This is a genomic window from Mesorhizobium sp. P2_A8, from assembly GCF_056404935.1.
In genome coordinates this window covers 257,359-283,076 of the sequence record NZ_JBFUDB010000003.1, presented here as the reverse complement: position 1 = coordinate 283,076, position 25,718 = coordinate 257,359, and the positions used below count along the sequence as shown (strand labels likewise).

The 25,718-nt window shown below is 62.7% G+C and carries 21 protein-coding genes; 11 read left to right on the top strand and 10 right to left on the bottom strand.

Annotated features, from left to right (window positions below):
* Positions 1-246 precede the first annotated feature (246 nt).
* The 3 genes from folD (at position 247) to AC1D10_RS10865 (ending at position 3,948) form a co-directional block, all read left to right on the top strand.
* Positions 247-1,146: a bifunctional methylenetetrahydrofolate dehydrogenase/methenyltetrahydrofolate cyclohydrolase FolD gene (gene folD / locus AC1D10_RS10875; protein ID WP_477271428.1), complete on the top strand. Its 900-nt coding sequence runs from the start codon at positions 247-249 to the stop codon at positions 1,144-1,146.
* Positions 1,147-1,202: 56 nt separating this feature from the next.
* Complete coding sequence (locus AC1D10_RS10870) at positions 1,203-2,165, top strand: GlxA family transcriptional regulator (RefSeq protein ID WP_013530232.1); 963 nt, start codon at positions 1,203-1,205, stop codon at positions 2,163-2,165.
* Positions 2,166-2,289: 124 nt separating this feature from the next.
* Positions 2,290-3,948, top strand: coding sequence for a vWA domain-containing protein (locus AC1D10_RS10865; RefSeq protein ID WP_477271426.1), 1,659 nt, complete (start codon positions 2,290-2,292; stop codon positions 3,946-3,948).
* Positions 3,949-4,017: 69 nt separating this feature from the next.
* Here AC1D10_RS10865 and edd read toward each other — a convergent pair whose 3' ends face one another.
* The 3 genes from edd to zwf all read right to left on the bottom strand — a co-directional run bounded on the left by edd (position 4,018) and on the right by zwf (position 8,082).
* Positions 4,018-5,841 (bottom strand): phosphogluconate dehydratase, encoded by a 1,824-nt coding sequence (gene edd, locus AC1D10_RS10860; RefSeq protein ID WP_477271424.1) that lies wholly within the window; start codon positions 5,839-5,841, stop codon positions 4,018-4,020.
* A gap of 73 nt (positions 5,842-5,914) precedes the next feature.
* Complete coding sequence (pgl, locus tag AC1D10_RS10855) at positions 5,915-6,631, bottom strand: 6-phosphogluconolactonase (RefSeq protein ID WP_477271422.1); 717 nt, start codon at positions 6,629-6,631, stop codon at positions 5,915-5,917.
* Entirely contained in the window at positions 6,613-8,082 is a 1,470-nt protein-coding gene (gene zwf, locus AC1D10_RS10850) for a glucose-6-phosphate dehydrogenase (RefSeq protein WP_477271420.1), read from the bottom strand. Before zwf ends, pgl begins: the two co-directional genes overlap by 19 nt.
* A gap of 308 nt (positions 8,083-8,390) precedes the next feature.
* On the opposite strand from zwf, the gene AC1D10_RS10845 reads away from it, so the two are divergent.
* On the top strand, positions 8,391-9,137 hold the full coding sequence (locus AC1D10_RS10845) for an SDR family oxidoreductase (RefSeq protein WP_477271418.1): 747 nt from the start codon (positions 8,391-8,393) through the stop codon (positions 9,135-9,137).
* 107 nt (positions 9,138-9,244) lie between these two features.
* Here AC1D10_RS10845 and AC1D10_RS10840 read toward each other — a convergent pair whose 3' ends face one another.
* The 3 genes from AC1D10_RS10840 to AC1D10_RS10830 all read right to left on the bottom strand — a co-directional run bounded on the left by AC1D10_RS10840 (position 9,245) and on the right by AC1D10_RS10830 (position 13,319).
* Positions 9,245-10,063, bottom strand: a complete 819-nt coding sequence (locus AC1D10_RS10840; protein ID WP_477271416.1) for an SH3 domain-containing protein — start codon at positions 10,061-10,063, stop codon at positions 9,245-9,247.
* Positions 10,064-10,482: 419 nt separating this feature from the next.
* Positions 10,483-11,769, bottom strand: a complete 1,287-nt coding sequence (locus tag AC1D10_RS10835) for an NAD(P)/FAD-dependent oxidoreductase (RefSeq protein WP_477271414.1) — start codon at positions 11,767-11,769, stop codon at positions 10,483-10,485.
* A 113-nt stretch (positions 11,770-11,882) separates the two neighbouring features.
* Positions 11,883-13,319 carry a glutamine synthetase family protein gene (locus tag AC1D10_RS10830; RefSeq protein ID WP_477271412.1) on the bottom strand — a complete coding sequence of 479 codons (1,437 nt, stop codon included), beginning with the start codon at positions 13,317-13,319 and terminating at the stop codon, positions 11,883-11,885.
* A 162-nt stretch (positions 13,320-13,481) separates the two neighbouring features.
* Here AC1D10_RS10830 and AC1D10_RS10825 point away from each other — a divergent pair, with 162 nt between their 5' ends.
* On the top strand, positions 13,482-14,198 hold the full coding sequence (locus tag AC1D10_RS10825) for an HAD family hydrolase (RefSeq protein WP_477271410.1): 717 nt from the start codon (positions 13,482-13,484) through the stop codon (positions 14,196-14,198).
* Between the two features lie 29 nt (positions 14,199-14,227).
* Here AC1D10_RS10825 and AC1D10_RS10820 read toward each other — a convergent pair whose 3' ends face one another.
* The 3 genes from AC1D10_RS10820 to aceA form a co-directional block, all read right to left on the bottom strand.
* Complete coding sequence (locus AC1D10_RS10820; RefSeq protein WP_477271408.1) at positions 14,228-14,635, bottom strand: response regulator; 408 nt, start codon at positions 14,633-14,635, stop codon at positions 14,228-14,230.
* 276 nt (positions 14,636-14,911) lie between these two features.
* Complete coding sequence (locus AC1D10_RS10815) at positions 14,912-15,157, bottom strand: SMc00767 family acetate metabolism repressor (RefSeq protein ID WP_477271406.1); 246 nt, start codon at positions 15,155-15,157, stop codon at positions 14,912-14,914.
* A 58-nt stretch (positions 15,158-15,215) separates the two neighbouring features.
* A complete protein-coding gene (gene aceA / locus AC1D10_RS10810) occupies positions 15,216-16,505 on the bottom strand; it encodes an isocitrate lyase (protein WP_477271404.1) in 1,290 nt (429 codons plus the stop codon).
* Between the two features lie 236 nt (positions 16,506-16,741).
* Here aceA and AC1D10_RS10805 point away from each other — a divergent pair, with 236 nt between their 5' ends.
* The 6 genes from AC1D10_RS10805 to AC1D10_RS10780 all read left to right on the top strand — a co-directional run bounded on the left by AC1D10_RS10805 (position 16,742) and on the right by AC1D10_RS10780 (position 23,753).
* On the top strand, positions 16,742-18,184 hold the full coding sequence (locus AC1D10_RS10805; protein ID WP_477271402.1) for a helix-turn-helix domain-containing protein: 1,443 nt from the start codon (positions 16,742-16,744) through the stop codon (positions 18,182-18,184).
* Positions 18,185-18,334: 150 nt separating this feature from the next.
* Positions 18,335-19,288, top strand: a complete 954-nt coding sequence (locus AC1D10_RS10800) for a DMT family transporter (RefSeq protein WP_477271400.1) — start codon at positions 18,335-18,337, stop codon at positions 19,286-19,288.
* A 350-nt stretch (positions 19,289-19,638) separates the two neighbouring features.
* On the top strand, positions 19,639-20,736 hold the full coding sequence (locus AC1D10_RS10795; RefSeq protein WP_477271398.1) for a polyamine ABC transporter substrate-binding protein: 1,098 nt from the start codon (positions 19,639-19,641) through the stop codon (positions 20,734-20,736).
* An 81-nt stretch (positions 20,737-20,817) separates the two neighbouring features.
* The gene (locus AC1D10_RS10790) at positions 20,818-21,957 is read left to right on the top strand and encodes an ABC transporter ATP-binding protein (RefSeq protein ID WP_477271396.1); all 1,140 of its coding nucleotides are present in this window, start codon (positions 20,818-20,820) and stop codon (positions 21,955-21,957) included.
* A gap of 9 nt (positions 21,958-21,966) precedes the next feature.
* On the top strand, positions 21,967-22,938 hold the full coding sequence (locus tag AC1D10_RS10785) for an ABC transporter permease subunit (RefSeq protein ID WP_477271394.1): 972 nt from the start codon (positions 21,967-21,969) through the stop codon (positions 22,936-22,938).
* A complete protein-coding gene (locus tag AC1D10_RS10780) occupies positions 22,935-23,753 on the top strand; it encodes an ABC transporter permease (protein ID WP_477271392.1) in 819 nt (272 codons plus the stop codon). The genes AC1D10_RS10785 and AC1D10_RS10780 overlap by 4 nt, the downstream gene beginning before the upstream one ends.
* 76 nt (positions 23,754-23,829) lie before the next feature.
* On the opposite strand, the gene AC1D10_RS10775 is transcribed toward AC1D10_RS10780, so the two are convergent.
* Complete coding sequence (locus AC1D10_RS10775; RefSeq protein WP_477271390.1) at positions 23,830-25,683, bottom strand: AsmA family protein; 1,854 nt, start codon at positions 25,681-25,683, stop codon at positions 23,830-23,832.
* Between the last annotated feature and the right edge of the window lie 35 nt (positions 25,684-25,718).

The following is a 25,718-nucleotide window of genomic DNA, read 5'->3' as shown; positions in this document are numbered from 1 at the left end:
CAAAATTACTCCCCGGTGCCGAACAAAAACATGCCGGTTTCGCGTAAACGGCATGGGACGGCGCTTTGGCGGGATTGCGTGTTGGAATTTTCGTGAAAATGCCGCGCTGCATGTTGTCGAATGCACGCTCTCGGGCTTGATCCGGGTGTGCGGATTTCGCGGCAGGTGTCAGACAAGGATTCAAGGCGACGCATTCATGTTTTCGGATGCGGCCGCCTTGGGCGGAACGGTGTTGAAGGGTGGTCCATGGCCGAAGTGATTGATGGTAAGAGCGTCGCCGAAGACGTGGTGCGGACGGTCAAGACCCTGACGGCGGAACTGGTCGCGAAAGGCAACGCCAAGCCCGGTCTTGCGGTGGTCATCGTCGGCGAGGATCCGGCCAGCCAGGTCTATGTCGCTTCCAAGTCTCGCACCGCCAAGGAATGCGGCTTTCATTCCGTCCAGCACACGCTGCCGGCTGAAACTTCCGAACCGGCATTGCTGAAGATCATCGGCGACCTCAATGCCGATCCGGCCATCAACGGCATCCTGGTGCAGCTTCCGCTGCCTGCCCATATCGATGCTGGCAAGATCATCCAGACCATCGCGCCGGAAAAGGATGTCGACGGCTTCCATTTCATCAATGTCGGCAAGCTCGGCACCGGCGAACTCGAGACCGCCTTCGTGCCTTGCACGCCGGCCGGCTCGATGCTTCTGATCGAACGCGTGCGCGGCAAGGACCTGTCCGGTCTCAACGCGGTCGTCGTCGGCCGCTCCAACATCGTCGGCAAGCCGATGGCCAACCTCCTGCTTGCCGCCAACTGCACCGTCACCATCGCCCACAGCCGCACCAGGGACCTGCCGGCGCTCGCCCGCACCGCCGATATTCTTGTCGCGGCCGTCGGCCGGCCGGAGATGATCAGGGGTGATTGGGTGAAGCCCGGCGCCACCGTCATTGATGTCGGCATCAACCGCATCCCGGCGCCGGAAAAGGGCGAAGGCAAGTCGCGCCTCGTCGGCGATGTCGCCTATGCCGAAGCGGCCAAGGCCGCTGGCGCCATAACCCCGGTTCCCGGGGGCGTCGGCCCAATGACCATTGCCATGCTGATGGCCAATACGTTAGCCTCAGCCTACCTTGCGGCCGGATTCAAACGGCCGTCCTTCTGACCCACCAGAAAGCCGCAGCTTTGCCGAACCCAACTGTTCCTGTAGAACGGCCGGTCATGACTGACCCCGTTCAAGGTGGCCGGCAGTTCGCTTTTCTGCTGGTCGACAAGTTCTCCATGTTCTCGCTGGCCGCTGCGATCGACACGTTCCGGTCGGCGAACCGGTTGCTTGGCCGCGACTTCTACGGCTGGACGACGGTGTCGGCCGATGGCGATCCGGTGATGGCCTCCAATGGCCTGCCGCTCAAGATCGACTATGCCGTTGCCGACCTGCCGCCGGTCGACATCCTCTTCGTCTCGGTCGGACTGACGACGGAATTTCCCGGCAAGAGCAAGGTGCTGGCGGCGCTGCGCAGCTGGGGCCGGCGCGGCAACGCGCTCGGCGCGCTGTCGGTCGGGTCCTACCTGCTTGCCGAGGCCGGCCAGCTCGAAGGCTATCGCTGCACCATCCATTGGGAAAACCGCGCCGGCTTCGTCGAACGGTTCCCCGACATCAACTGCACCGGCAACGTCTTCGAGATAGATCGCAAGCGCTACACATGCGCCGGTGGCACCACCTCGATCGACCTGATGCTGGAGATCGTGCGCGGCGATTTCGGCTCCAACCTCGCCAATGGCGTCGCCAACCAGTTCCAGCACGAACGCATCCGCTCAGCCGGCGACCGCCAGCGTGTCGGACCTGAACGCGACCTCACCGGCAAGTCGGAGAAGCTCCGGCGCATCGTCGAGCTGATGGCCGACCACCTCGATGAGCCGCTGTCGGCGGTGCAGTTGGCCAAATCCGCCGGCCTGTCGGTGCGTCAGGTCGAGCGCCTGTTCCTGCGCCATCTCAGCGTCACGCCTGGCCGCTATTACATGCGGCTGCGGCTGGAGCGGGCGCGCGAATTGCTGCGCCAGACCAACATGCCGATCCTCGATGTTGCGATCGCCACGGGCTTCACCTCGCATTCCTATTTTGCCCAGAGCTACCGGCTGCAGTTCGGCCGGCCGCCTTCTGAAGAGCGGCGCACGACCTACTGAGCGGATTTCGCTTCCGCTCAGAAGTTTGACATTCCGCCGCCCCACACCCGCACCCGGACTTGTGTCGTGGCGTCGCGTCAAATAGCTTTCCCGCCCGGACCGGGGCGGACTTGAGGAGATTTCGATGGCGGGACTAGCACGGAGCGTCGCTGCGGCGATCCTCCTTTTGTCGATGACCACATTCGGCTTTGCCGCAAACAAGGTCATCATCATTCTCGATGCCTCCGGCTCGATGTGGGCGCAGATCGACGGCAAGCCCAAGCTCGAAATCGCCCGGGAATCGCTGAGAACCGTGCTTCAATCGGTCCCCGCCGATGAGGAAATCGGCTTCATGGCCTATGGCCATCGCGAAAAAGGCAGCTGCGACGACATCCAGTTGATCGTGCCGCCACAGGCAGGCTCGGCAAGCGCCATCTCGGCCGTCGCCGACAGCCTGAAATTCCTCGGCAAGACGCCGCTGACCGCCGCCGTCAAGCAGGCGGCCGAGGCGTTGAAATACACCGAGGACAAGGCGACCGTCGTCCTCATCACCGACGGGCTCGAAACCTGCAGCGGCGATCCTTGCGCGCTAGGTAAGGAGCTCGAAGCGTCCGGCGTCGATTTCACCGCCGACGTCGTCGGCTTCGGCCTGACCGCCGACGAGGGCAGGCAGATCGCCTGCCTTGCCGACAACACCGGCGGCAAATACATCCAGGCTTCCGACGAGAAGGCGTTGCAGGAGGCGCTTGTCGAGACCGTGGCGGCGCCAGCGCCGGCTCCGGAACCCGCTCCCGCCCCGACGCCTGCGCCCGAACCCGCGAAACCGGAATTCAATTTGCTGCCGACAGCGGTGCTTGCCGAAGGCGGCGACCCCGTCACCGACGGCAACGCCTGGGAAATTTACAAGGCGAAATCCGACGGTACGCGCGGTGACTACATCAGCACCGAATACGGCGCCTACAAGGGCAATCTGGAACCGGGCGATTATATCGTCGTGGCAAGTGACGGCCAGGCCAAGACTGAGCAGAAGATCAAGATTGAGGCAGGCCAGGTCTACAAGCCTCTCTTCAACTTGAATGCCGGCACGCTCATCATCCATCCGCGACCGAGCGAGGGGGCAGATGTCGTCGATGGCGCGGCTGTCGTCATCGACTATCCCGGTGCTGACATGCCCGCCACCTTTTATGGGACCACGAAAGCCGTGTTGCCGGCCGGCGACGAGAAAGTGACTGTCACGATCGGGCAGGGCGTGGTTGCCGAGACGATTCCGCTGGCTGCCGGCAAGACCGTGGAAAAGGACATGATTGCCGGCGTGGGCCATGTCGTTGCCAATGCCTATTATGCTGCCGGCGGCGACAAGGCGGACGGTTCAGGCATCGGCTTCAAGGTGCTCAAGGCGAAAAAGAAGATCGACGGAACAAGGGACGAGGTGACCTATGCCTACGGACCCGACAGCAAGTTCGATCTGCCGCCCGACGACTATGTGTTGATTGCAACGGTTGATCTTGCCGTCGTCGAGCAGCCGTTCACCGTCAGGGCCGGCGAATTTCAGGATCTGAAGATCGCAATGAATGCCGGCGTGCTGGCGATCACCGCGCCCGGGGCCTCGAAGATCGAGATTTTCGAGACCAAAAAGGACATCAACGGCAACCGCAAGTCGCTTGGCTATGCATTCGACCAGAAGTATCAGGCGGCGATCCCGGCAGGCGACTACGCCGTCGTCTCGGAGAAATCGGACAACAGCTCGAAGGAAGGCTCCGTGACGGTCAAGGCCGGCGAGCGAGCTGAGCTGACTGTGCAATAGGATCGAATGCACGACCGCGGAAGGGTGGGCCATGGACCACCCTTTCTCTCGAACGACGCAGAACTGCCGTCACGCCGTTCCAAACGCGCTGGCGCCATGGTCGGCACGGCCGACCAGTTGCCGGAAGCCAGCAAAAAGCTCGCGGCCGAAACCGAACTCGTTGCCGATGAGGTCGGCGTCGGCCGTCCGGCGCAGTGCGAAGTCCCCGGCCGGCACCAGCACTTCCAGCGTTCCGGCTTCGGCGTCGAGCCGGATGATGTCGCCATCATGGATCCTGGCGATCGGCCCGTCCTCGACTGCTTCCGGCGTGACATGGATTGCCGCCGGCACCTTGCCAGAGGCACCCGACATGCGGCCATCGGTGACCAGCGCAACGCGCTGGCCACGGTCCTGCAGGATGCCGAGCACGGTGGTCAGCTTGTGCAGTTCCGGCATGCCGTTGGCCTTCGGTCCCTGGAAGCGGATGACGGCGATGAAATCACCGGTCAGCGTGCCTGCCTTGAACGCCTCGTTCAATCCTTGCTGGCTGTCGAAGACCTTGGCCGGCGCCTCGATGAGGCGCCGCTCCGGCTTCACCGCCGAGGTCTTGATGACAGCATGGCCGAGATTGCCCGAGAGCACTTTCAGACCGCCGGTTGCCTGGAACGCCTTGTTGAACGGTGCCAGCACCTTCTCGTCGCCGCTTTTGCGCGGCGAGGCCTCGCGCACCACGCCGCCATCGGCGCCAAGCTTTGCCTCGACCGCGTAAGGGCGCAATCCTTCGCCCCACACCGTCTGCACATCCTCGTGCAGGATGCCTTCGTCGAGCAACTCGCGGATCAGGAAGCCGAGCCCGCCAGCCGCGTGGAAGTGGTTCACGTCGGCGAGGCCGTTCGGATAGACCCGCGCCAGCAGCGGCACCGCTTCCGAAAGGTCGGAAATGTCCTGCCAGGTGATGGCGATGCCGGCCGCCGCCGCCATGGCGATCAGGTGGATGGTGTGATTGGTCGAGCCGCCGGTGGCGTGCAGGCCGACGACACCGTTGACGATCGACCGCTCGTCGATCATTCGGCCGACCGGCGTATAGGCATTGCCGAGCGCGGTGATCGCCAGCGCCCGTTTCGTCGCCTCGCGGGTCAAGGCCTCGCGCAGCGGCGTGCCCGGATTGACGAAGGAAGCGCCGGGCGTGTGCAGGCCCATGATCTCCATCAGCATCTGGTTGGAGTTCGCTGTGCCGTAGAAGGTGCAGGTTCCCGGCCCGTGATAGGATTTGGATTCAGCCTCGAGCAGTTCGGCGCGTCCGGCCTTGCCCTCGGCATAAAGCTGGCGGACCTTGGCCTTTTCGTCGTTGGGCAGGCCGGTGGTCATCGGCCCGGCCGGAATGAACACCGCCGGCAGATGGCCGAAGGTCAGTGCGGCGATCACCAGTCCCGGCACGATCTTGTCGCAGACGCCGAGATAGACGGCGGCGTCGAACATGTTGTGCGACAGGCCGATCGCGGCGGCCATGGCGATCACATCGCGTGAAAACAGCGACAGCTCCATGCCGGGCTGGCCTTGCGTGACGCCATCGCACATTGCCGGTACGCCACCGGCCACCTGGGCGATGCCGCCAGCCTCGTGCGCCGCGTCCTTGATCAGCGCCGGAAAGGTCTCGAACGGCTGATGCGCCGACAGCATGTCGTTGTAGGAGGTGATGATGCCGAGGTTCGGCACCTTGTCTGCACCCAGCGCCAGCTTTTCCGAGGGGCTGCACACCGCAAAGCCGTGCGCGAGGTTGCCGCACGACAGCACGGCCCGGTTGGCGGTACGGTTCGACGCCTCGGCGATACGGCCGAGATAGCGCTCGCGGCCCGGTCTGGAACGCTGGCGGATGCGTTCGGTGATGGCTTCGATATCGCGTCTGGCGGTCATGGTGTCGGTCCTTTCAGGCGAGGTCCCGGAACACCCTCCGGCTGTCTGCCGGGACCCTCGGCACGTTCACAGATCAGGGCGCCCAGAAAACCTCTACGGGCTTCGGTGCGGCGTCGAGCACGGCGCGGATTGGCTTTCTCGGTCCAGGTGCAACCGCGCTGTCGAAGGCGGTGCGCTTGTCTTCGCCTTCGATGTGCAGCGCGATGAAACCGGCATCGACGATGCGCGCCAGCGACAGGGTCAGCCGAGGCTCGCCGGCACTGACCGCGTGAACCGGCAGCACGATCCTGTCGGAGGACGGGTCGAGCAGCTTTGCCAGGTCGTCGGCATCGGGAAAGAACGAGGCGGTGTGGCCATCCGGCCCCATGCCGAGCACGACGACATCAAGCGGCCAGGGCAATGACTGGAGCGCCGCGTTGTCGGACGCCGCGGCATCCTGGATGTCGACGGCTTCGTGATAGAGCGGCACGAAGCGTGCCGCGCTGGCTGCGTTCTGCAAGAGATTGGCGGCCACCAGCCCGGCGTTGGAGCGCGGCGAGGAGGCCGGCACGAAGCGCTCGTCGACCAGCGTCACAATCACCTTGTCCCAGGCGATGGGTAACGCCGAAAGGGCGGCGAAGAATTTTGCCGGGGTGGTTCCACCGGAGACGGCGAGAAGCCCTATGCCGCGCTCGGCGATAGCCTTTGTCAGGCGGTCGGCGACATGACCGGCAAGGGCGGCCGCCAATTCCTGGCGACCGGCGAAGCTATTCCAGCTGTAGGCGGCGCTGTTCAGTTGCTCTCGTGCCATGTCCGCCCGTCACGTTCGATCAATGCAATGGAGGCCGAAGGTCCCCAGGTGCCCGCAGTGTAGCCCTGCGCTTCCTGCCTGGCGCTCTCCCAGGCGTTCTGGATCGGGTCGATCCATTTCCACGCCGCCTCGACTTCGTCGCGGCGCATGAACAGGGTCTGGTTGCCACGGATGACATCCATGATCAGCCGTTCGTAGGCGTCCGGCGCTCGGCCGTCGAAGGATTGCGCGAAGCTCATGTCGAGCGAGATCTGGCGCAGCCGCATGCCGCCCGGACCCGGATCCTTGATCATGATGTATTGCTTGACGCCTTCGTCCGGCTGCAGCCGGATGACCAGCTGGTTGGCGAAGATCGGTCCGGCGCTGTCGCCGAAGATCGAATGCGGGATCGGCTTGAATTCGATGACGATTTCCGAAACCCGCGTTGCCAGCCGCTTGCCGGTTCTGAGGTAGAACGGAACGCCTGCCCAGCGCCAGGTGCCGATCTCGGCCTTGATGGCGACGAAGGTCTCGGTGTTGCTGTCGTGGGCAAGCTCCTCGACATACCCCTTTACAGCTCCGCTGGCCGAGGCGCCGGCACGGTATTGTCCGCGCACCGTATGTTTCGGTGCTTCGTTGCCGTTGATGCGCTTCAGTGCTCGCAGCACCTTCAGCTTCTCGTCGCGCACCGCGTCGGCGTCCATCGACGACGGTGCTTCCATGGCGACGAGGCACAACAACTGCAGCATATGGTTCTGCACCATGTCGCGCAGCGCACCGGCCTTGTCGTAATAGGTGACGCGGTCCTCCAGTCCCACGGTCTCGGCCACGGTGATCTGCACATGGTCGATATGGGCGGAGTTCCACAGCGGCTCGTAGAGCGCGTTGGCGAAGCGCAGCGCCATCAGGTTCTGCACTGTCTCCTTGCCGAGATAGTGGTCGATGCGGAAGATCTGGCTTTCGTGGAAATCGTCGCCGACCAGGTCGTTGAGTGCTCGCGCCGAGGCAAGGTCGCGGCCGATCGGCTTCTCCAGCACGATGCGCGAGTTCGGCGTGATCAGCTTGTGCTCTTTCAGCTTGTGCGAGATATCGCCGAACAGCGCCGGCGCTACTGCCAGGTAGAAAGCGCGGATGCGGTCGCTGTCGCCGATCGCCTTTTTCAGCTTGTCGAAGCCGGCGCCGGTCGTGGCATCGGCCGAGACATACGAAAGGCGGGCAAGGAAGGTCTTCAGTTCCTTGGCGTCGATATCCGCAGCCTTGACGTGGTCGGAGATCGCCTGTTTGGCGAAGGCTTGGAATTCCTCGTCGGTCATCTTCGAGCGCGACGTGCCGATGATGCGCGTCGGCTCGGAGAATTGATGGTCGCGCTGGCGATAGTAGAGCGACGGCAGAAGCTTGCGTTCCGACAGATCGCCGGTGCCACCGAAAATGATGAAGTCGAAAGGATCGACGGGGATGATCTGGCTGGTCATGGTCTGTCCGCTCTGACGCCGGTCGCTGTGACGCGGCTGATATAATCTAATCGATTTAAATTTTCCAGTGCCATGGTGTCACATCTGAGTGTTGCGCCTGCCTCTTGACAGCCCGATACCTCGGAGGCTTGTCGACAGGCGCGGCTCCGGAAGCCTTCGCAGTTGCAGCATAGAGCGGGATCGAAGCGAAAGCCAAAGGAGAAATCGGCGATGACCGCACATCTTTCGACCAACCCGGTTGGAAGTCGTGGCTTTGCATGTGCCGCAGGCACACCGGCCGACCGTCACCAATCATGAGCGGGAAAAGCATGCGTCTGGAAAACAAGGTTGCCGTCATCACTGGTGCGGCGGCGGGCTTTGGCGAGGGCATCGCCAGGCGCTTTGCGCAGGAAGGCGCCAGGGTCGTCGTCGCCGACCTCAACGCCAAGGGCGCCGAGCGTGTCGCCGGCGAAATCGGCAAGGCGGCGATCTGGACCCAGACCGATGTTTCACTGCGCTCCGAATTCGACGAGATGGTCTACGCCGCGAAGAGCGCCTTCGGCCGCATCGACATCATGGTCAACAATGCCGGTTACACACATCGCAACGGCGACATGCTCAACGTCGACGAGGAAACCTTCGACCTGATAACCGCCGTCAACATGAAGGCGATCTATCACGCCGCACGCGCCGTGGTGCCGATCATGGATCGGCAGGGCGGCGGCGTCATCCTGACCACCGCCTCCACCGCGGGTCTGCGGCCACGGCCTGGCCTCACCTGGTACAATGCGTCGAAGGGCTGGGCGATCACCGCCACCAAATCGATGGCGGTCGAACTGGCGCCGAAGAACATCCGCGTCAACTGCCTCTGCCCGGTCGCCGGCGAGACCGGCATGCTGGAGAAGTTCATGGGAGCCGACACGCCCGAAATCCGCGAGAAGTTCCGCGCTTCGATCCCGCTTGGCCGGCTTTCGACACCACTCGATATCGCCAACGCCGCACTCTGGCTGGCATCGGACGAAGCCGCCTTCATCACCGGTGTGGCACTGGAAGTGGACGGCGGACGCTGCATCTGAAAGCGCCAACGCATGACCGCGAAAATCGGTACCGATTTTCGGAAAGGATCATGCGCAAAACAAGTGCCCGAAGGCGGCGGCATTTCGGCGGCGGGTCGTGACTGGCGTCAGGCGCCGGTCTTGATGTAGGTCTTGTAGATCCAGCCGGTCTTGCCGTTGTAGGTGATCTGGCACCACTTCTTGCAGCTCATCACCTGCACCGAGGTTTTGGCTGGCACCGTGGCGATGGCGGCCGCATTTTTCTTGGGGCCGCTGCGCATGGTCACGGCCCGCAGGATCCGTCCGGTTCCGGCGGCCGCGACTTTGCCTGGTTTCGCCTTGGCCTGGCTGCCGTCGCCTTCCGCCGCTTCGGGCTGCTCTGATGACACTTGTGGCTGCCCCGCCGGGATGGCGGCGGTTTTCGCGCCATCGGGATGGTCGCCCGCCGGCGGAGTGGGTGCGGCAACCTTGGCAAGTTCGGTGGCGGCATCGGTATCGGCTGCCGGCTGCGCGAATGCCACCGCGGCTTTGTCCGGCGCTTGTTCAACCTGGTTCGTCCCCTGGCTGGGAGCAGGCGTGCCGGCAGCGGATGCGGCTTTCGTCTGCGAACTGGTCCAGCGGGGATCATTGGCTGGCAGTGCCGGTATGGTGGCTTCCGCGGCCGCCACGGTCGGTGAAATCTTGTCCGATTTGCGCGCCGCCTGCGGCACTGCTGCTGCAGCCACAACCGCTCCCACCGGGGCGATTTTCGTCGTCTTCACCGGAATGGTTGGAATGGTCTGCTCGGGGCTCGCTGCCGCTTGCCTGTCATTGGCCGGCAATGCCAGCCACAGCGCCACCGCGGCGACACCAAGCAGTGCGGCGGTGCCGATCGCGGCGATCACCAGATGCGAATTCGAGCGGACTTCCTGCCAGAAGGACGGCCGCATGTCATATCCGAACTGCATGGCAAAGCGCCGACGTTCCGGTGTACCGAAACTGAAGGGCTCTCTCACTCTTGCCACCTCCATAAGCGGGCCGATGTTCTTTCGATCGAATGCCAAGAAACCTGGCCCCAGATCTGCATCGGTCCCAAGAAACCAAAGCGGGCAAGCCCGCAGAATTCCCCGTCAGTCACCCACAACCGGCATCTTTATATCGGTAATTGTGGCATCACTACGCCCTTGCGAGGGATTCTGCTCCTTTGCGGGGGATTCTGCAATGTGCCGTGACGGCAACAAATATTACAACAATATTACATAGATGAGAGCGATCCTCTCCGTCTGGAGCACGATCCCGAAAGTGGCGGCCGGTTTTCGCTGGAGATCATGCTCTAAAAAACAGATCGATCCCGTCCCGATTCCATCGCGACGAAGCAGTTTCTAGACTAGATCCTGTCCCGCAGCGCAAACCAGTTGAGCGCCAGGAACAGCAGCGGCGCGCGAAAGCGCCGGCCGCCGGGGAACGCCGGGATTTTCAGGTCCTCGATCAGCTTCAGCCGGTCGCGGTTGCCGGCGACGGTTTCGGCATAGAGCTTACCAAAGAAGTTCGACAGCATGACGCCGTGGCCGGAATAACCGCCGGCTGAGATCACATTGGGCATCACTTCGCGTACGAACGGCTTTCTCGGCACGGTGATGCCGACATAGCCGCCCCAGCCATGCGTGATCTCGACATCCCTGAGTGCCGGATAGAGTTCTGCGATCTGCCGGCGGATGTGGATGTGGATGTCCTTTGGATCGTTGACGCCATAGACTTCGCGTCCGCCGAACAGCAGTCGCCCGTCCTTCGATCTGCGGAAATAGCGCACGACGAAGCGGGAATCGTCGACCGCTTCACCTCCCGGCAGCACGGTTGAGTCCGCGCCCAGCGGCACCGTTGCGCCGATGAACGAACCGATCGGCATGATGTGCGCGGCACTCACCGGCTCGAGCGTGCCGCCATAGGCGTTTACCGCGATCAGGCATTTCTGCGCTGTCACCGTGCCTCTCGGTGTCGAAACCTTGACCTTGCCGCCACTGGAAATGATGCCGGTCGATGGCGTCTCTTCGAACAGTAGCGCGCCCGCCTGTGCCGCCACCCGCGCCGTGCCGATCACCAGCTTCATCGGGTGGATGTGGCCGGTGCCGGTGTCGCGGGTGCCGCCGAAATAGGCGGTCGAGCCCAGCCGCTCCGCCGTCTCCTTGGCATCCATGAAGGAAATATGCGGATAGGAAAAACGGCTCGCCATGATCTCGGCATGGGCCTTGTAGTCGTCGACATAGCGCGGCTTGTGCGCCACCGAGAGCTGGCCCGGCATGTAATCGATATCGATCCGGTTGGCGGCGGCGAATTCAAGGAGATGCGCCTTTGCCTCCTCGGCAAGGTCGAACAGCGCCTTGGCGCGGGAGAAGCCGCACTCCGCTTCGAGGTCCTCGACCCAGGCGCGTTGGCCGGTGCCGAGCTGGCCGCCATTGCGCCCTGAGGCGCCGTCACCGAAGCGATGCGCCTCGATCAAAATAACATTGGTCCCTGCCTTGGCAAGGTGAGCAGCGGCCGACAGGCCGGTGAAACCGCCGCCGATGATAACGACATCGCATGTCCGGTCACCGTCCATTGCCGGATACTCCGGCCGTGGGCCGGCAGTGTCCTCATACCAGGAACGGCCGGGAGAGATTGGGGATTGGTAGGGCATGGTGGAGCAAAAGACTCGGGGATTTGGAGAGGAGAAAGCGAATAGCGAGTAGGGAGTAGTGGGGAATAGGGAGGCGGCTGGTATTGCTCGCTATTCGCTATTCGCTCCTGACGTCACACATTCAGCAGCAGATATTCCCGCTCCCAAGGACTGATCACTTCCATGAACGTCTCGAATTCCGCTCGCTTGATCGCCGCATAGGTGGCGGCGAAGGACTTGCCCAGATGCGTGCAGAGTTCCTCATCGCCCTCGAACAGGTCGACGGCTTCGAGCAGGCCGCGCGGCAGGTCGATCTCGTCGGCGTTGGCTGTGGTCAGGACCGGCGGCTCGGCCTTGACCTTGTTGGTGATGCCGATCAGCCCGCATGCAAGCGATGCCGCCAGCGCCAGATAAGGGTTGGCGTCCGAGGACGGGATGCGGTTTTCGACGCGCCGTGCCGCCGGATCCGAGCGTGGCACGCGGAACGCCGTGGTGCGGTTGTCGTAGCCCCACTTGTTGTTGACCGGAGCCGACGCCGCTTGTGTCAGCCGGCGGTAGGAATTGACATAGGGCGCGAACATCACCAGCGCATTCGGCACATGCTTCTGCATGCCGCCGATGAAATGGAAGAAGGCTTCGGTTTCCGAGCCGTCAGCAGCCGAAAAGATGTTCTGTCCGGTCTTCTTGTCGATGATCGATTGATGGATATGCATGGCCGAGCCCGGCTGCCCCTGGATGGGCTTGGCCATGAAGGTGGCGTAGATCTCATGCTTCAGCGCCGCCTCGCGAATGGTACGTTTGAACATGAACACCTGGTCGGCCAGTTCGATCGGGTCGCCGTGGCGCAGATTGATTTCGAGCTGGCCAGCGCCTTCCTCGTGGATCAGCGTATCGATCTCCAGACCCTGGCTCTCGGAGAAATGGTAGATGTCGTCGATCAGTTCGTCGAATTCATTGACGCCGGCGATCGAATAGCCAGCGCCTCCCCCGATCGCGCGTCCCGAACGGCCGACGGGCGGCGTCAGCGGATAGTCCGGATCGGGATTCTTGCGCACCAGATAGAATTCGATCTCGGGCGCCACCACCGGCTTCAGGCCGAGCTTGTCATAGGCGGCCACGACGCGCTTCAACACATTGCGCGGCGTGAACTCGACCGAACGTCCGTCCTGGTGGACGAGGTCGCAGATGACCGCGGCCGTCGGGTCTTCTTCCCACGGCACCACCGTCAGCGTCGATAAATCCGGCATCAGTTTGAGGTCGCCGTCGTCTTCGGGATAGTGGAAGCCGTTGCCATCCTCGGGATAGCCGCCGGAAATCGTCGTCATGAAGACAGCCGACGGCAGCGCCAGCGAGGTGTTGGAGGTGAATTTCTTCGACGGCATCATCTTGCCGCGCGCGACACCGGCCTGATCGGGCGTGATGCACTCGATGTCCTCGATGCCGCGCCATTCCAGCCAGGCGCTGACTTCTTTCCAGTTCTTGACGCCACGTTGGTTTTTCACGAAGGCAGGCGTGCGCGCCCGTCCTCCGCGGCTCGACGGACGGACTTCCTTTTTTGCAGGCGGCATCATTCACCAGATTGGGTTACGGATTGTGGAGTATAGCCGTGCCCCACTGTGGAAGGGAAGGGGAGCCACATCGGGCATTGGCCGACACAGTTGAAAATCAGGCCAATCGGCTTAGTTTCGGCGGCCCCAATCCCAATCGAGACCCAACCATAGTCGAGACATTGAATGCGGCACGATAGCAAACTGACGACGATCGGCTTCGATGCCGACGACACGCTTTGGCAGAACGAGCAGTTCTTCCGCCTGACGGAGAAGCGCTTTGCCGCCATGCTTGCCGATCATGGCCAAGCCGAGCACATCTCGGCACGATTGCTGGAGGCCGAAAGACGCAACCTTGCCGTCTATGGCTTCGGCATCAAGGGATTTACGTTGTCGATGATCGAAACGGCGATCGAGGTCACGCAAGGCCGCGTGCCGGCCTCGGTCATATCAGAGATTCTCGATGCCGGCCGCGAGATGCTGAGCCATCCGATCGAGACCCTGCCGCATGCGCGCGAGACTGTCGAGAAGCTTGCCGGCGCATTCCGCCTTGTGCTGATCACCAAGGGCGATCTCTTCGACCAGGAGCGCAAACTGGCAGAGTCAGGCCTCGGGGATCTTTTCGACGCGGTCGAGATCGTCAGCGACAAGAATGCCGCCACCTATGCCCGCCTGTTCAGCCGCCACGGCGACGGTCCGGCGAAAAGCATGATGGTCGGCAATTCGCTGAAGTCGGACGTGGTGCCGGCCATCGAGGCTGGCGGTTGGGGTGTCCATGTGCTGCATGAACTGACCTGGGTGCTGGAGCATGTCGAGGCTCCGGTAGCCGAGTCGCGGTTCCGCCAGATATCCGATCTCGGACAGCTGCCCGAACTGATCGAAAGCATCACCAACCCAGCCTGATCGCAGACTCAGCGGTTGAGATCGCGGGCTCAGCGGTTGATCAGACGATCGATCACCGGTTGCAGCCGTTCGGGTGTGATCGGCTTGGCGACCACCACGTCGATGATGCTCGACAGGCCCAGGCTTTCCCGCGTGCCATTCTTGGTTGAAAGCAGGATCACCGGCGGTAGCGATTTGCCCGAGGCCCGCCGCAACGCGTCGATGCTGGACATCAGATTGTCGCAGTCCTTGTTGTCGGCGCCACCGTCAAGGACAACGGCACCGGGAATGAGGGACCGCAAGATCTTTGCCGCCGTATCGGGAGATTCCGAGATTGGCTTGAGCCCGGATCGCTCGACGATTTTCGAAATCACCACGCGATTGATCGGCGATCTCCCGACGACGAGCACTTGCGAAGGATCGCGGATCGTCTCGGCGCGCGAGTCGCGGGTCACCATATTCAGATATCTTGGAGTCGCGCCTTCACGGTTCACTGGGCACACAAGTCGGCCAAGAAGCTCGCCCCTATTTCAATGCAGAGTTGAATCTCGGGGGCAATTGGCGTGAGATCGTCGCCCATGTCAAGTTGAAATAAAACGCCCCGAAATCATCCCCGGGAGCAGTGAATTTCAAGCAACGCTACTGTACTGAGCTGTCCATGGGCGCGTTTCATAAAAAGAAAATTCACCTGCGCAGAGACTGCGCAGGTGAAGGGTCGGTTGAGCGGATTTCGATCAGCCGTGGCTCTGTTGCTGCGTGACGATCACCGGGATCAGCAGATCGCCCCAGTTGCCGTCGCCGCCGTGATGTCGTGCCGAGCGCACGAGTTCCACCGAGACACCGGCCTCGACCGCCTTCATCACCGACTGGTTGAGGCGGTGCAGATCGTTGGCCAGCATGCGGATCGTCGCTTGCTGGTCGACGGTCATCGTCGTGGACTGTTCTTCGGCGCGTTCCTTGACACGGCTTATCGATGCCATTGGTCTTCTCCTTGTGTCTCAAGCCCGGTTGGGCGTTTCCTCTGTATTCTTCGGTTTGCTATTCGGCGGCCGGCTTGAATTGCGCATGCTCGGTCGATTCATGCATGGCGGTGGTCGACGACTTGCCGCCGGTGATCGCCATTGACACGGCATCGAAATAGCCGGTGCCGACCTCACGCTGGTGCTTGGTCGCGGTGTAGCCATTGGCCTCGGCTGCGAACTCCGCCTCCTGCAACTCGGAATAGGCCGCCATCTGCCGTGCCTTGTAGCCGCGAGCCAGTTCGAACATGCCATAGTTGAGCTGGTGGAAGCCGGCGAGCGTGATGAACTGGAACTTGTAGCCCATGGCACCGAGTTCCTTCTGGAACCTCGCGATCGTTGCGTCGTCGAGGTTCTTCCTCCAGTTGAACGATGGCGAACAATTGTAGGCGAGCAGCTTGCCGGGGTGATGCTTGCGCACGCCCTCGGCGAATTTCTTGGCCTGCGCCAGATCCGGCTTCGAGGTCTCGCACCAGATCAGATCCGCGTAAGGCGCATAGGCGATGGCGCGGGCGATGCAGGGCTCGATGCCGTTCCTGACGTGATAGAAGCCCTCCACGGTGCGCCCGGCGCCGTAGTCGACGAAAGGCTGGTCGCGTTCGTCGATATCGGAGGTCAGCAGCTTTGCCGCTTCCGCATCGGTGCGTGCGACGACCAGGGTCGACGTGCCCATCACGTCCGCCGCCAGGCGCGCGGCGTTGAGGTTGCGGATGTGCGCCGCGGTCGGGATCAGCACCTTGCCGCCGAGATGGCCGCACTTCTTTTCCGACGCCAGCTGATCCTCGTAGTGGACGCCGGCGGCCCCCGCTTCGATGAAGGCCTTCATGATCTCGAAGGCGTTGAGCGGGCCGCCGAAGCCGGCTTCCGCATCGGCGACGATCGGCGCGAACCAGGTCTCGACCGAAAGCCCGTTGCCTTCGGATGTCTCGATCTGGTCGGCACGCTGCAGCGTGCGGTTGATGCGCTTGACCAGTTCGGGCGCCGCATTGGCCGGATAAAGAGACTGGTCCGGATACATCGCGCCAGCGGTGTTGGCGTCGGCGGCAACCTGCCAGCCCGACAGGTAGATCGCCTTCAGCCCGGCGCGCACTTGCTGCATCGCCTGGTTGCCGGACATGGCGCCGAGCGCGTTGACGAAGTCCTCCTCATGGATGAGCTTCCACAACCGGTTGGCGCCCATTTCGGCGAGGCTCTGGCGGATCTGCACCGAACCGCGCAGCCGCTTCACATCCTCCGGAGAGTAGGGCCGGTCGATGCCGTCGAAGCGGCCTTCCGGCGCCGATGGGACGAGGTTGTAAAAATCAGTCATTGGTCACTCCGAAGGGATTGCTGAACTGTGCCCGGTGCCGTTCATCTGTACGCCGGAATATGACTGAATTTACATTGCGGTGCGAAATGAGCCAGAAGAATCAAGGTAATTGGCCGAAAATAAGGGAAAACCTGTGTTGCGTTTGACAGGAGGTCATTGTAAATTTGTCACGATTGTAAAAATTGATTCGGAGCGATTGCCGAGAAAATTATGTAAATTCTTGTCAAGGATAGTCGATGGCTGACCAGAAGATTTTTGCCGGGCCGCGCATCCGCCGCATCCGCAACGCCAAGGGCCTGACCCAGACGGCGATGGCCGAGGGGCTGGGTATCTCGCCGTCCTATCTCAACCTGATCGAGCGCAACCAGCGGCCGCTGACGGTGCAGCTGATCCTCAAGCTGGCATCCGTCTACAAGGTCGATCCGCACGAATTGCAGGGCGAGGCAAGGGGGTCGGTCGCTGCCTTGAAGGAAGTGTTCACCGATCCTCTCTTGGTCGGCGAGTTGCCGGGAGATCAGGAACTGATCGAGCTTGCCGAGGCGGCGCCCAACGCGTCCGCGGCGGTGATAAAGCTGTTCCGCGCCTATCGCGAGCAGGCCGAGCGCCTTTCCGACCTCAACGAGCTCCTGGCGCGCGAAGGTCGGGCGACCGCGCTTTCCGGCGCCCGCCTGCCGATCGACGAGGTGCATGAGATATTCGAGCGCAGGCCGAACCATTTCGCTGCGCTCGAGGACGAGGCCGCGGCGTTCACCTCTGTGCTCGATCCCGGCGACGATCTGTTCGGCGCGTTGAAGGCCTGGCTGAAGCGCGAATACGGCATTGTGGTCAAGGTGCTGCCGGTCGCCACCATGCCGAACTGGCGCCGCCGTTATGATCGCCACTCGCAGCGCCTGTTCCTGTCGGAACGGCTGTCGCCGTTCGACCAGTTGCGCGAAGTGGCGATGGAGGCTTGCCTGATCCGCATGACAGTCGCGGTCGCTGGCGAGATCCAGGCGCTCAAATTGACCACGGACGAGGCCCGCCGTCTCGCCCGTTTCGAACTCGGCCGCTATGCCGCGCATGCGCTGATGATGCCCTACCAGGCCTTTCATGCGGCCGCCGCGCGCGCACGCTATGATATCGACGTTCTGCGTTCGCGCTTCGGCGTCTCTTTCGAACAGGCGGCGAACCGGCTGACCATGCTGCAGCGGCAGGGCGCACTCGGCGTGCCGTTTTTCATGCTGGAGGTCGACAATGCCGGCAACCGCTTCCGCAAGGCCGGCAGCCAGGGCTTTCCGCAAAGCCGCTTTGGCGGCGGCTGCCCCAAGCTGCCCGTGCATGTCGCCTTCTCCCAGCCCGGCCAGATCTTCGTCGAAGCGGTGGAAATGCCCGACGGCGCCGAGTTCCTGTGTATCGCCCGCACGCTGGAAGGACCGCAAGGCGCCTTCTCGGAGCGTCCGCGCCGCACGGCGCTGCTGCTTGGTTGCGACATCGGCTTTCGCGACGACATCGTCTATGGCGCGGCCCTTCCGGGCGCGGCAACCGCCACGAAGGCCGGCACCGTCACGGCGACGCCGGTCGGGCCTGCCTGCCGGCTTTGCGAACGCGCCGGCTGTCTGGCGCGCGCCGAGCCGCCAGTGACGCGTCCGCTAGGCCTCGACGAGATGGTGACGGGCCTGAGCGCCTTCGATTTCCAGTGACGCCGTGCCCCCGTGACGACGGGCACGGTGCCACAATTGTCGTCGGTCTCTGGCTCACCCCCGGCCTTCGCCTTTGCGCTACGCGAACGGAGTATCTTTTTGTCGTCCCTTGCGCATCGTCCCGTCCACAAAAGCCCGACAGTCGCGCCCATGATCGACACAGCATCATCGCCGAGCGTTGTTTTATCGACCATCTCGCCGCGCGAGGAACGCGTCGGCATGCTCTTGGTGTTCCTTTCGGCGCTGATGTGGAGTTTCGGCGGCACCATTGCCCGCTTCATCACCGTCGGCGACAGCTGGACGGTTATTTTCTGGCGCTCCGTCTGGGCTGCGGCCTTCCTGATCGGCTTCATGGTCTGGCGCGACGGCTGGCGCGGCATGCTGAAAATGTTCCGCGACATGGGGCTGCCCGGCCTTGCCGTCGGGGCCTGCTTTGCTACTGCATCGACAGCGTTCGTCGTCGCGCTTGCCTACACCACCGTCGCCAACATCTTGTTGATGCAGGCAGGCGTGCCGCTTCTGGCGGCGCTGTTTGCCTGGGCGTTGTTTCGCGAACGGGTGACCGTCGCGACCTGGCTGGCGATTGCCGCCGTCATCACCGGCGTCGCCATCATGGTGTCGGAATCGCTTGATGGCGCCGTCTCGCCGATAGGCGACGGGCTGGCGCTCTTGATTGCGGTCATGTTCTCGATCGCCACTGTCATCACTCGGCGGTTTTCCGGCGTGCGCATGACGCCGGCAACCTGCCTCGGCACCATGCTTGCGGCGGGCTTTGCCGCCTCGCAGGCATCGACATTCGCCGTGTCGGCCAGTGACATGGGCTTTCTCTTCGCTTTCGGCGTGGTCAATCTCGGCCTCGGCCTTGCCTTCTTCGCCACTGGCGCGCGGCTGATCCCGGCGGCCGTCGCGGCACTGCTCGGCACGTTCGAGCCGATCCTGGGGCCTATATGGGTCTGGCTCGTCCATTCCGAGGTGCCGTCGGGACGCACCATTGTAGGTGGCGCGGTGGTGGTCACGGCACTGCTCGTCCATATCGGGCTCGAATTCAAGCGCCAGACACGGCCTGAGCGCGCAGGGGTTACCGGGGTGCCATCGCCTAATTGATGCGGCGCCAAGCTTTGCCATTGACAAATTCGCTGCCGCGCGGGCAGGCTGAGACTACGGCAACAACAAGACAGGCGTATCTTGCCAAGTCTCCCTGCCGGTCAGATCGAGACCGGACCACATCGTCGTATCTCTGCCCGCGCCACGGCGAAAGCCTCTGACGGCACAGGCACGCCTCCCAGGTCTCGGAAGAGACACAGAGCCATCAGCTGCCGCTCATCGAACCATCCCCACGGCGTCGACAGTTCGCGCTTGTCGCCCCCTGGAAAGCTCAATAGTCTGAAAGAAATGCCCGGCCGCGCGGGGTCCGCGACGAGCCGGCGAAGGAACACTCACCAAAGGAGAATAGCATGATCCGCAAAGCGCTATGGCTTTCGGCGACCTCGGTATTTCTGACGCTTTTCACCGCCGGCGGCCACGCCGAGGATCGCGTCGTCAACGTCTTCAACTGGTCGGACTATATCGACAGTTCGATCATCGATGATTTCACCAAGCAAACCGGCATCAAGGTCGTCTATGACACCTTCGATTCCAACGAAATCCTGGAAACCAAGCTGCTTGCCGGTGGTAGCGGCTATGACGTCGTCGTGCCCAGCGGCAACTTCCTCGCCCGCCAGATCCAGGCCGGCGTGTTCCAGAAGCTCGACAAGTCGAAGCTGCCGAACATTTCCAACATGTGGGACACGGTGACGGAGCGAACCGCCAAATACGACCCCGGCAACGAATATTCGATCAACTACATGTGGGGCACGGTTGGTATCGGCTACAACATCAAGAAAGTTCAGGCGGCACTCGGCACAGACAAGATTGACAGCTGGGATGTGTTCTTCAATCCGGACAGCCTGGCCAAGTTGAAGGATTGTGGCGTCTATGTGCTGGATTCACCGGCCGACATCATTCCGGCGGCGCTGAAATATCTCGGCCTCGACCCGAACAGCACCTCGCCGGACGAGATCGCCAAGGCCGAGGAGGCCCTGCTCAAGGTCCGGCCTTATATCAGGAAGTTCCACTCCTCCGAATACATCAACGCACTCGCCAATGGCGACATCTGCCTGGCCGTGGGCTGGTCGGGTGACGTGTTCCAGGCCCGCAACCGCGCGGTCGAGGCCAAGCAGGGCGTGGAAATCGGCTATTCCGTACCGAAGGAAGGCGCGCAGATGTGGTTCGACCAGATGGCGATCCCCGCGGATGCGCCGCATGTCGCCGAGGCGCTCGAGTTCCTCAACTACATGATGAAGCCGGAAGTGATCGCCAAATCGTCGAACTATGTGCTCTACGCCAACGGCAACAAGGCTTCGCAGCAGTTCGTCGACAAGGCCCTGTTGGATGATCCTTCCGTCTATCCCGATGCCGAGACGATAAAGAAGCTCTACACGGTCGCTCCCTACGATCCCAAGACTCAGCGCCTGATCACACGCAGCTGGACCAAGATCGTCACCGGCCAATAAGCAATCTGATCGGTCCCGGCAGCCACCTGCCGGGACCAATTCTTTCTGGGGCAAGAAGCAAGAAACAGGACGGAGTGGGACATGAAATCGCTTGGCAGCATCCGCAGGGATTTCGCGCCATGGAACGACCCGAACGCCAAGCCATACATCCAGTTCGACAACGTCACCAAGAAGTTCGGCGACTTCACCGCCGTCAACAATCTGTCCCTGACCATCTTCGAGCGCGAGTTCTTTGCCCTGCTCGGCGCCTCGGGCTGCGGAAAATCGACACTGCTCAGGATGCTCGCCGGTTTCGAGGAGCCGACGGCCGGGCGCATCCTGCTCGACGGCCAGGATTTGCGCGGCATTCCGCCCTATCGCCGCCCGGTCAACATGATGTTCCAGTCCTATGCCCTGTTCCCGCATATGACGGTCGAGAACAACATCGCCTTCGGCCTCAAGCAGGACGGCATGCCGAAGCTCGAGATCGCGTCACGCGTCGCCGAGATGCTGAAGCTGGTCAAGCTCGAACAGTTCGCCAAGCGCAAGCCGCATCAATTGTCGGGTGGCCAGCGCCAGCGCGTCGCGCTCGCCCGCTCGGTCGCCAAGCGGCCGAAGGTGCTGCTGCTCGACGAGCCACTCGGCGCGCTGGACAAGAAGCTGCGCGAGGAGACGCAGTTCGAACTGATGGACCTGCAGCAGAACCTCGGCCTGACCTTCGTCGTCGTCACGCACGATCAGGAAGAAGCGATGACCATGGCCGACCGTATCGCCATCATCGACAAGGGTGAGGTGATGCAGGTGGCGACGCCGGCCGAAGTCTACGAGGCGCCGGGATCGCGCTTCGTCGCCGGTTTCGTCGGCAATGTGAACATGTTCGAGGGCAAGATCGCGCGCGGCGAGGCCGGTGCCGCCAGCATCGATGCCGGCAACGGCATCACAATCCGCACCGACAATGCCGGGGCTGCGAGTGCGGGAACGGCCGTCACCTTCGCCATCAGGCCGGAAAAGATCAAGGTGTCGTCGAGGAAGCCGGCCGAGGCCGTCAATGCCATCGAAGGCGAAGTCTATGACATCGCCTATCTCGGCGACATGACGGTCTACCACGTCAAGCTCGACGACGGCCAGGTTGTGCGGGCTAGCACCATGAACGCGGCCCGTATCACCGAGGATCCGCTCAGCTGGAACGACCGCGCCTGGGTTTCCTTCCGGCCCGACGCCGGCGTCGTGCTGACGCGGTAAGGGGCGGTCATGTCGAACGCTGCCGTCACCGCCGCATCAACCCCGGCAACAAATGCCGACAAGACCATCCTGGCCAGGCTGGGAGCGGCTTTCGTTGGCCGTTTGGTCATCATCATTCCCTATGTCTGGCTGCTTTTTTTCTTCCTCGTTCCCTTCATCATCGTCTTCAAGATTTCGCTGTCGCAGACAGCAATTGCCATGCCGCCTTACACGCCGGTGCTAGGCTTCAAAGACGGCATCTCCGGGTTCTTTGCCGGCTTTGGCGCGCTCAATTTCGACAACTACGCTTGGTTGACGCAGGATGCCCTCTACTTCAACGCCTATGTCACCAGCGTCATCGTTGCAGCTATCTCGACAGTGCTGACGCTGATCGTCGGCTACCCGATCGCCTATGGCATGGCGCGGGCGCCAGCAACGATCCGCCCGACATTGCTGATGCTGGTGATCCTGCCGTTCTGGACTTCGTTCCTGATCCGGGTTTACGCCTGGATCGGCATTCTCAAGCCCGAGGGGCTGCTCAATCAGCTGTTGCTTGCGACTGGTGTCATCAGCCAGCCGCTGATCATCCTCAACACCTACACGGCAATCTTCATCGGCATCGTCTATTCCTACCTGCCGTTCATGGTGCTGCCGCTCTATTCGTCGCTGGAAAAGATGGACTATTCGCTGATCGAGGCGGCCAAGGATCTTGGCTGCCCGCCAACCAGCGCGTTCTGGAAGATCACCTTTCCACTGTCGCTGCCCGGCGTCATCGCCGGCTGTCTGCTGGTGTTCATCCCCGCGGTTGGCGAGTTCGTCATTCCCGACCTGCTCGGTGGATCGCAGACGCTGATGATCGGCAAGACGCTGTGGAACGAGTTCTTCGCCAATCGTGACTGGCCGGTGTCGTCGGCCGTGGCCGTCATCCTTCTGCTGCTGCTGACCGTGCCGATCATGTTCTTCCAGCAGGCCCAGGCGCGCGCCCAGGAGCAAGACAGATGAACGCCACCTGGAGCCGCTTCAACGTCACCTCGATCGTGCTGGGCTTTGCCTTCCTGTATCTGCCGATCGTCCTGCTCATTGTCTTCTCCTTCAACGAGTCGAAACTGGTTACCGTCTGGGGCGGTTTCTCGACCAAATGGTACGTTTCGCTGTTCCACAATCAGGGCCTGATGGACGCCACCTGGGTCACGGCCCGCGTCGGCGTCATTTCGGCCACGGTGGCGACCGTGCTCGGCACGCTGGCGGCGCTCACCTTGACCCGTTACACGCGGTTCAGGGGCAGGTTGCTGTTTTCAGGCATGGTCTTCGCGCCGCTGGTCATGCCGGAAGTCATTACCGGCCTGTCGCTGCTGCTGCTCTTTGTCGCCATCGGTCTCGACCGCGGCTTCCTGACCGTCACGCTTGCGCACATCACGCTCACCATGTGCTTCGTCGCCGTTGTCGTGCAGTCGCGTCTGGTCAGCTTCGACCGGTCGCTGGAAGAAGCTGCGATGGATCTTGGCGCGACGCCGGTGAAGACCTTCTTCCAGATCACGCTGCCGGTCATCATGCCGGCAATCGTGTCCGGCTGGATGCTGGCCTTTACGCTTTCGCTCGACGATCTGGTCATCGCCAGTTTCACCTCCGGGCCTGGCGCCACCACGCTGCCGATGAAGATCTACAGCCAGGTTCGCCTCGGCGTGACGCCGGAGATCAACGCCGCCTGTACCATCCTGATCGCGGTTGTTGCGGTTGGCGTCATCATCGCGTCACTTGCCAACAAGCGGCGTGAGGTGCAGCGCCAGCTCGACGAGCAGGCCGCACATCGCGGGTAGAGCAGTCCGAAATTGCCCCAAGGCAAAGGGATGGAGCGGTTCGGCGTTTCCGTGAAACGTTGAGCCGCCCTAAGGTCTATTCCCCCGAAACGCCGCGGCTAATCGGGGAAATGAACGGCGTGGTCCATGTCCCGCCGACAAAGAACGATGACTGGTTGGGGCCTTGCTGGCCATTGGTCTGCGCCGCTGTCTGGTCCGCCTGAATGACACCGCCGGACAAGGCCAGTCCTCGCCCGGCGTAGGACGCGATACCGGATAGCCAGATCTTGTACTTCGCCGAATTGGCTTCGGCCTTGTCGATCCGCGCCACGCCTTTCGAAATGCTGGCCTTGATCTCGGCACCGTCGATCGGCAGCGTTCCGTCGGAAACGTCGTCGAGCGCGAAGAAGCCGCCCTGTTCGGTACGCTTGAGGAAGGCCGGCAGGTTGAGCTTGCTCAACGCACCCGGTCCGAAGGTCGCGGAGACCGAGCCGTCGGCATTGTCGAAGATGGAATCCCAGGTTCGGCCTGGTCCCTTGAGGATCACCGAGACGGTCCCCGTGCCGACCGGCACCAGCCGGGTCATCCCTGCCGCCGTGCCGAAAGCACCGCCGTCGATGTCGGACGCCAGCAGTCGGATCTCGACCTGCGAGCCTTCCGGCTTGCGGTCGAAGCGAAGGCTGCTCTGGATGTTGCCGCCAAAAGCCGAGGCATCGGAGATATCGAAGACGGAAAGGCCATCCTTGACCTGGGCCGTGGCGGCGACGTCGGCGAGCTGGATAGGCCCCGCCGTGGCGTGCGCTGCCGACAGCCTGAGATCGAGGTTGATCCTGTCGGCGAAACTTGTGTCGATGTCGCCGGGTCCCGCCCCTCCGGTCGGCGCCAGCGGCGTGAAGGCCGACAGAAACGATCTGAGGTCGAGTGTGTCAAAGGCGAGCGTGCCGGAGATCACCGGCTGTGCCTCGCCAAGCGTAAGGTCCAGCGCGCCCATTCCCGGATTGTTGTCCAAGGCAAGTGCGGTGTTGTCGAACTTGACGCGCCCGGCCGTCGCCGTGATCTTGCTCGAAATGCTGACAGAGCCGATCGCGGCACCTGGAGCGACACCGGCCTGCGACCATTCCAGGACGCGCCGCAGCGAAGGTGCCGAGAACTTCGCCTGGCCGTCGAAATAAGCGTTTTCGGACATGCTGGCCGTGCCGTCGAACGAGAAGGTGGCGGGTGCCGCCTTGAAGGACAGCGTGAGCGGCGCCGTACCGCCGGCAAACAGCACAAGCGGTTTCGGCGAGGCGACGTCCAGCGCAACGCTTTCGCCGCGCCAGATCCCTGTTGCCGACAGCGTCGCATTGCTGTTCATCGCCGCCCAGGTCGCCTGGCCGGACATGCTGCTCAGGATCTCGACGTCCTTGCCGTCGATGGACGCCACCATGCGGCCATCACGGAACTCCACGGTGCCGAAGGTGTCGGCCGGCAGCTTGTCGAGATCGGGCTTGGCGGGGTCGGCATTGACCACGCCGCGGGCCGTGTCGATGGAACGCGTGATGCGCCCGCCGGTCGGGACGGCGGGCAGGAAAAAGCCGGTCGCGGTGCGCTGAACCCGGATCGTCGGCCGCACCAGCCGCGCCGTCGAAAACTCCACGTCGCCGCGCAAGGCCGCCATGGCGGACAGATCGACCTCGACCCGTTCGGCCTCGACCACCGGCGGCGCCTCGGTGTCGGTCCATTGCGAAAGCGTCACATCGGTCAGGATCGCCCGGAATTTCGGCCAGACCTCGATGCGCGGCGAGCCGTCGATGGCAACCCGGAAGCCGCTCCACGCGCTCATTTCCCAGGCGATGCGGTCGCGCACGATGCGGGTGGAGGCGATCAGGGGCAGGGCGGCAACGACCAGCGCGATGACGATCACGGCAGCGCCGATCGCCCATATCCCGCGCCGGATCAAAGATGATGGCATATCGCTCCGTGTGTTTCCATTCCGACAAAAATCGC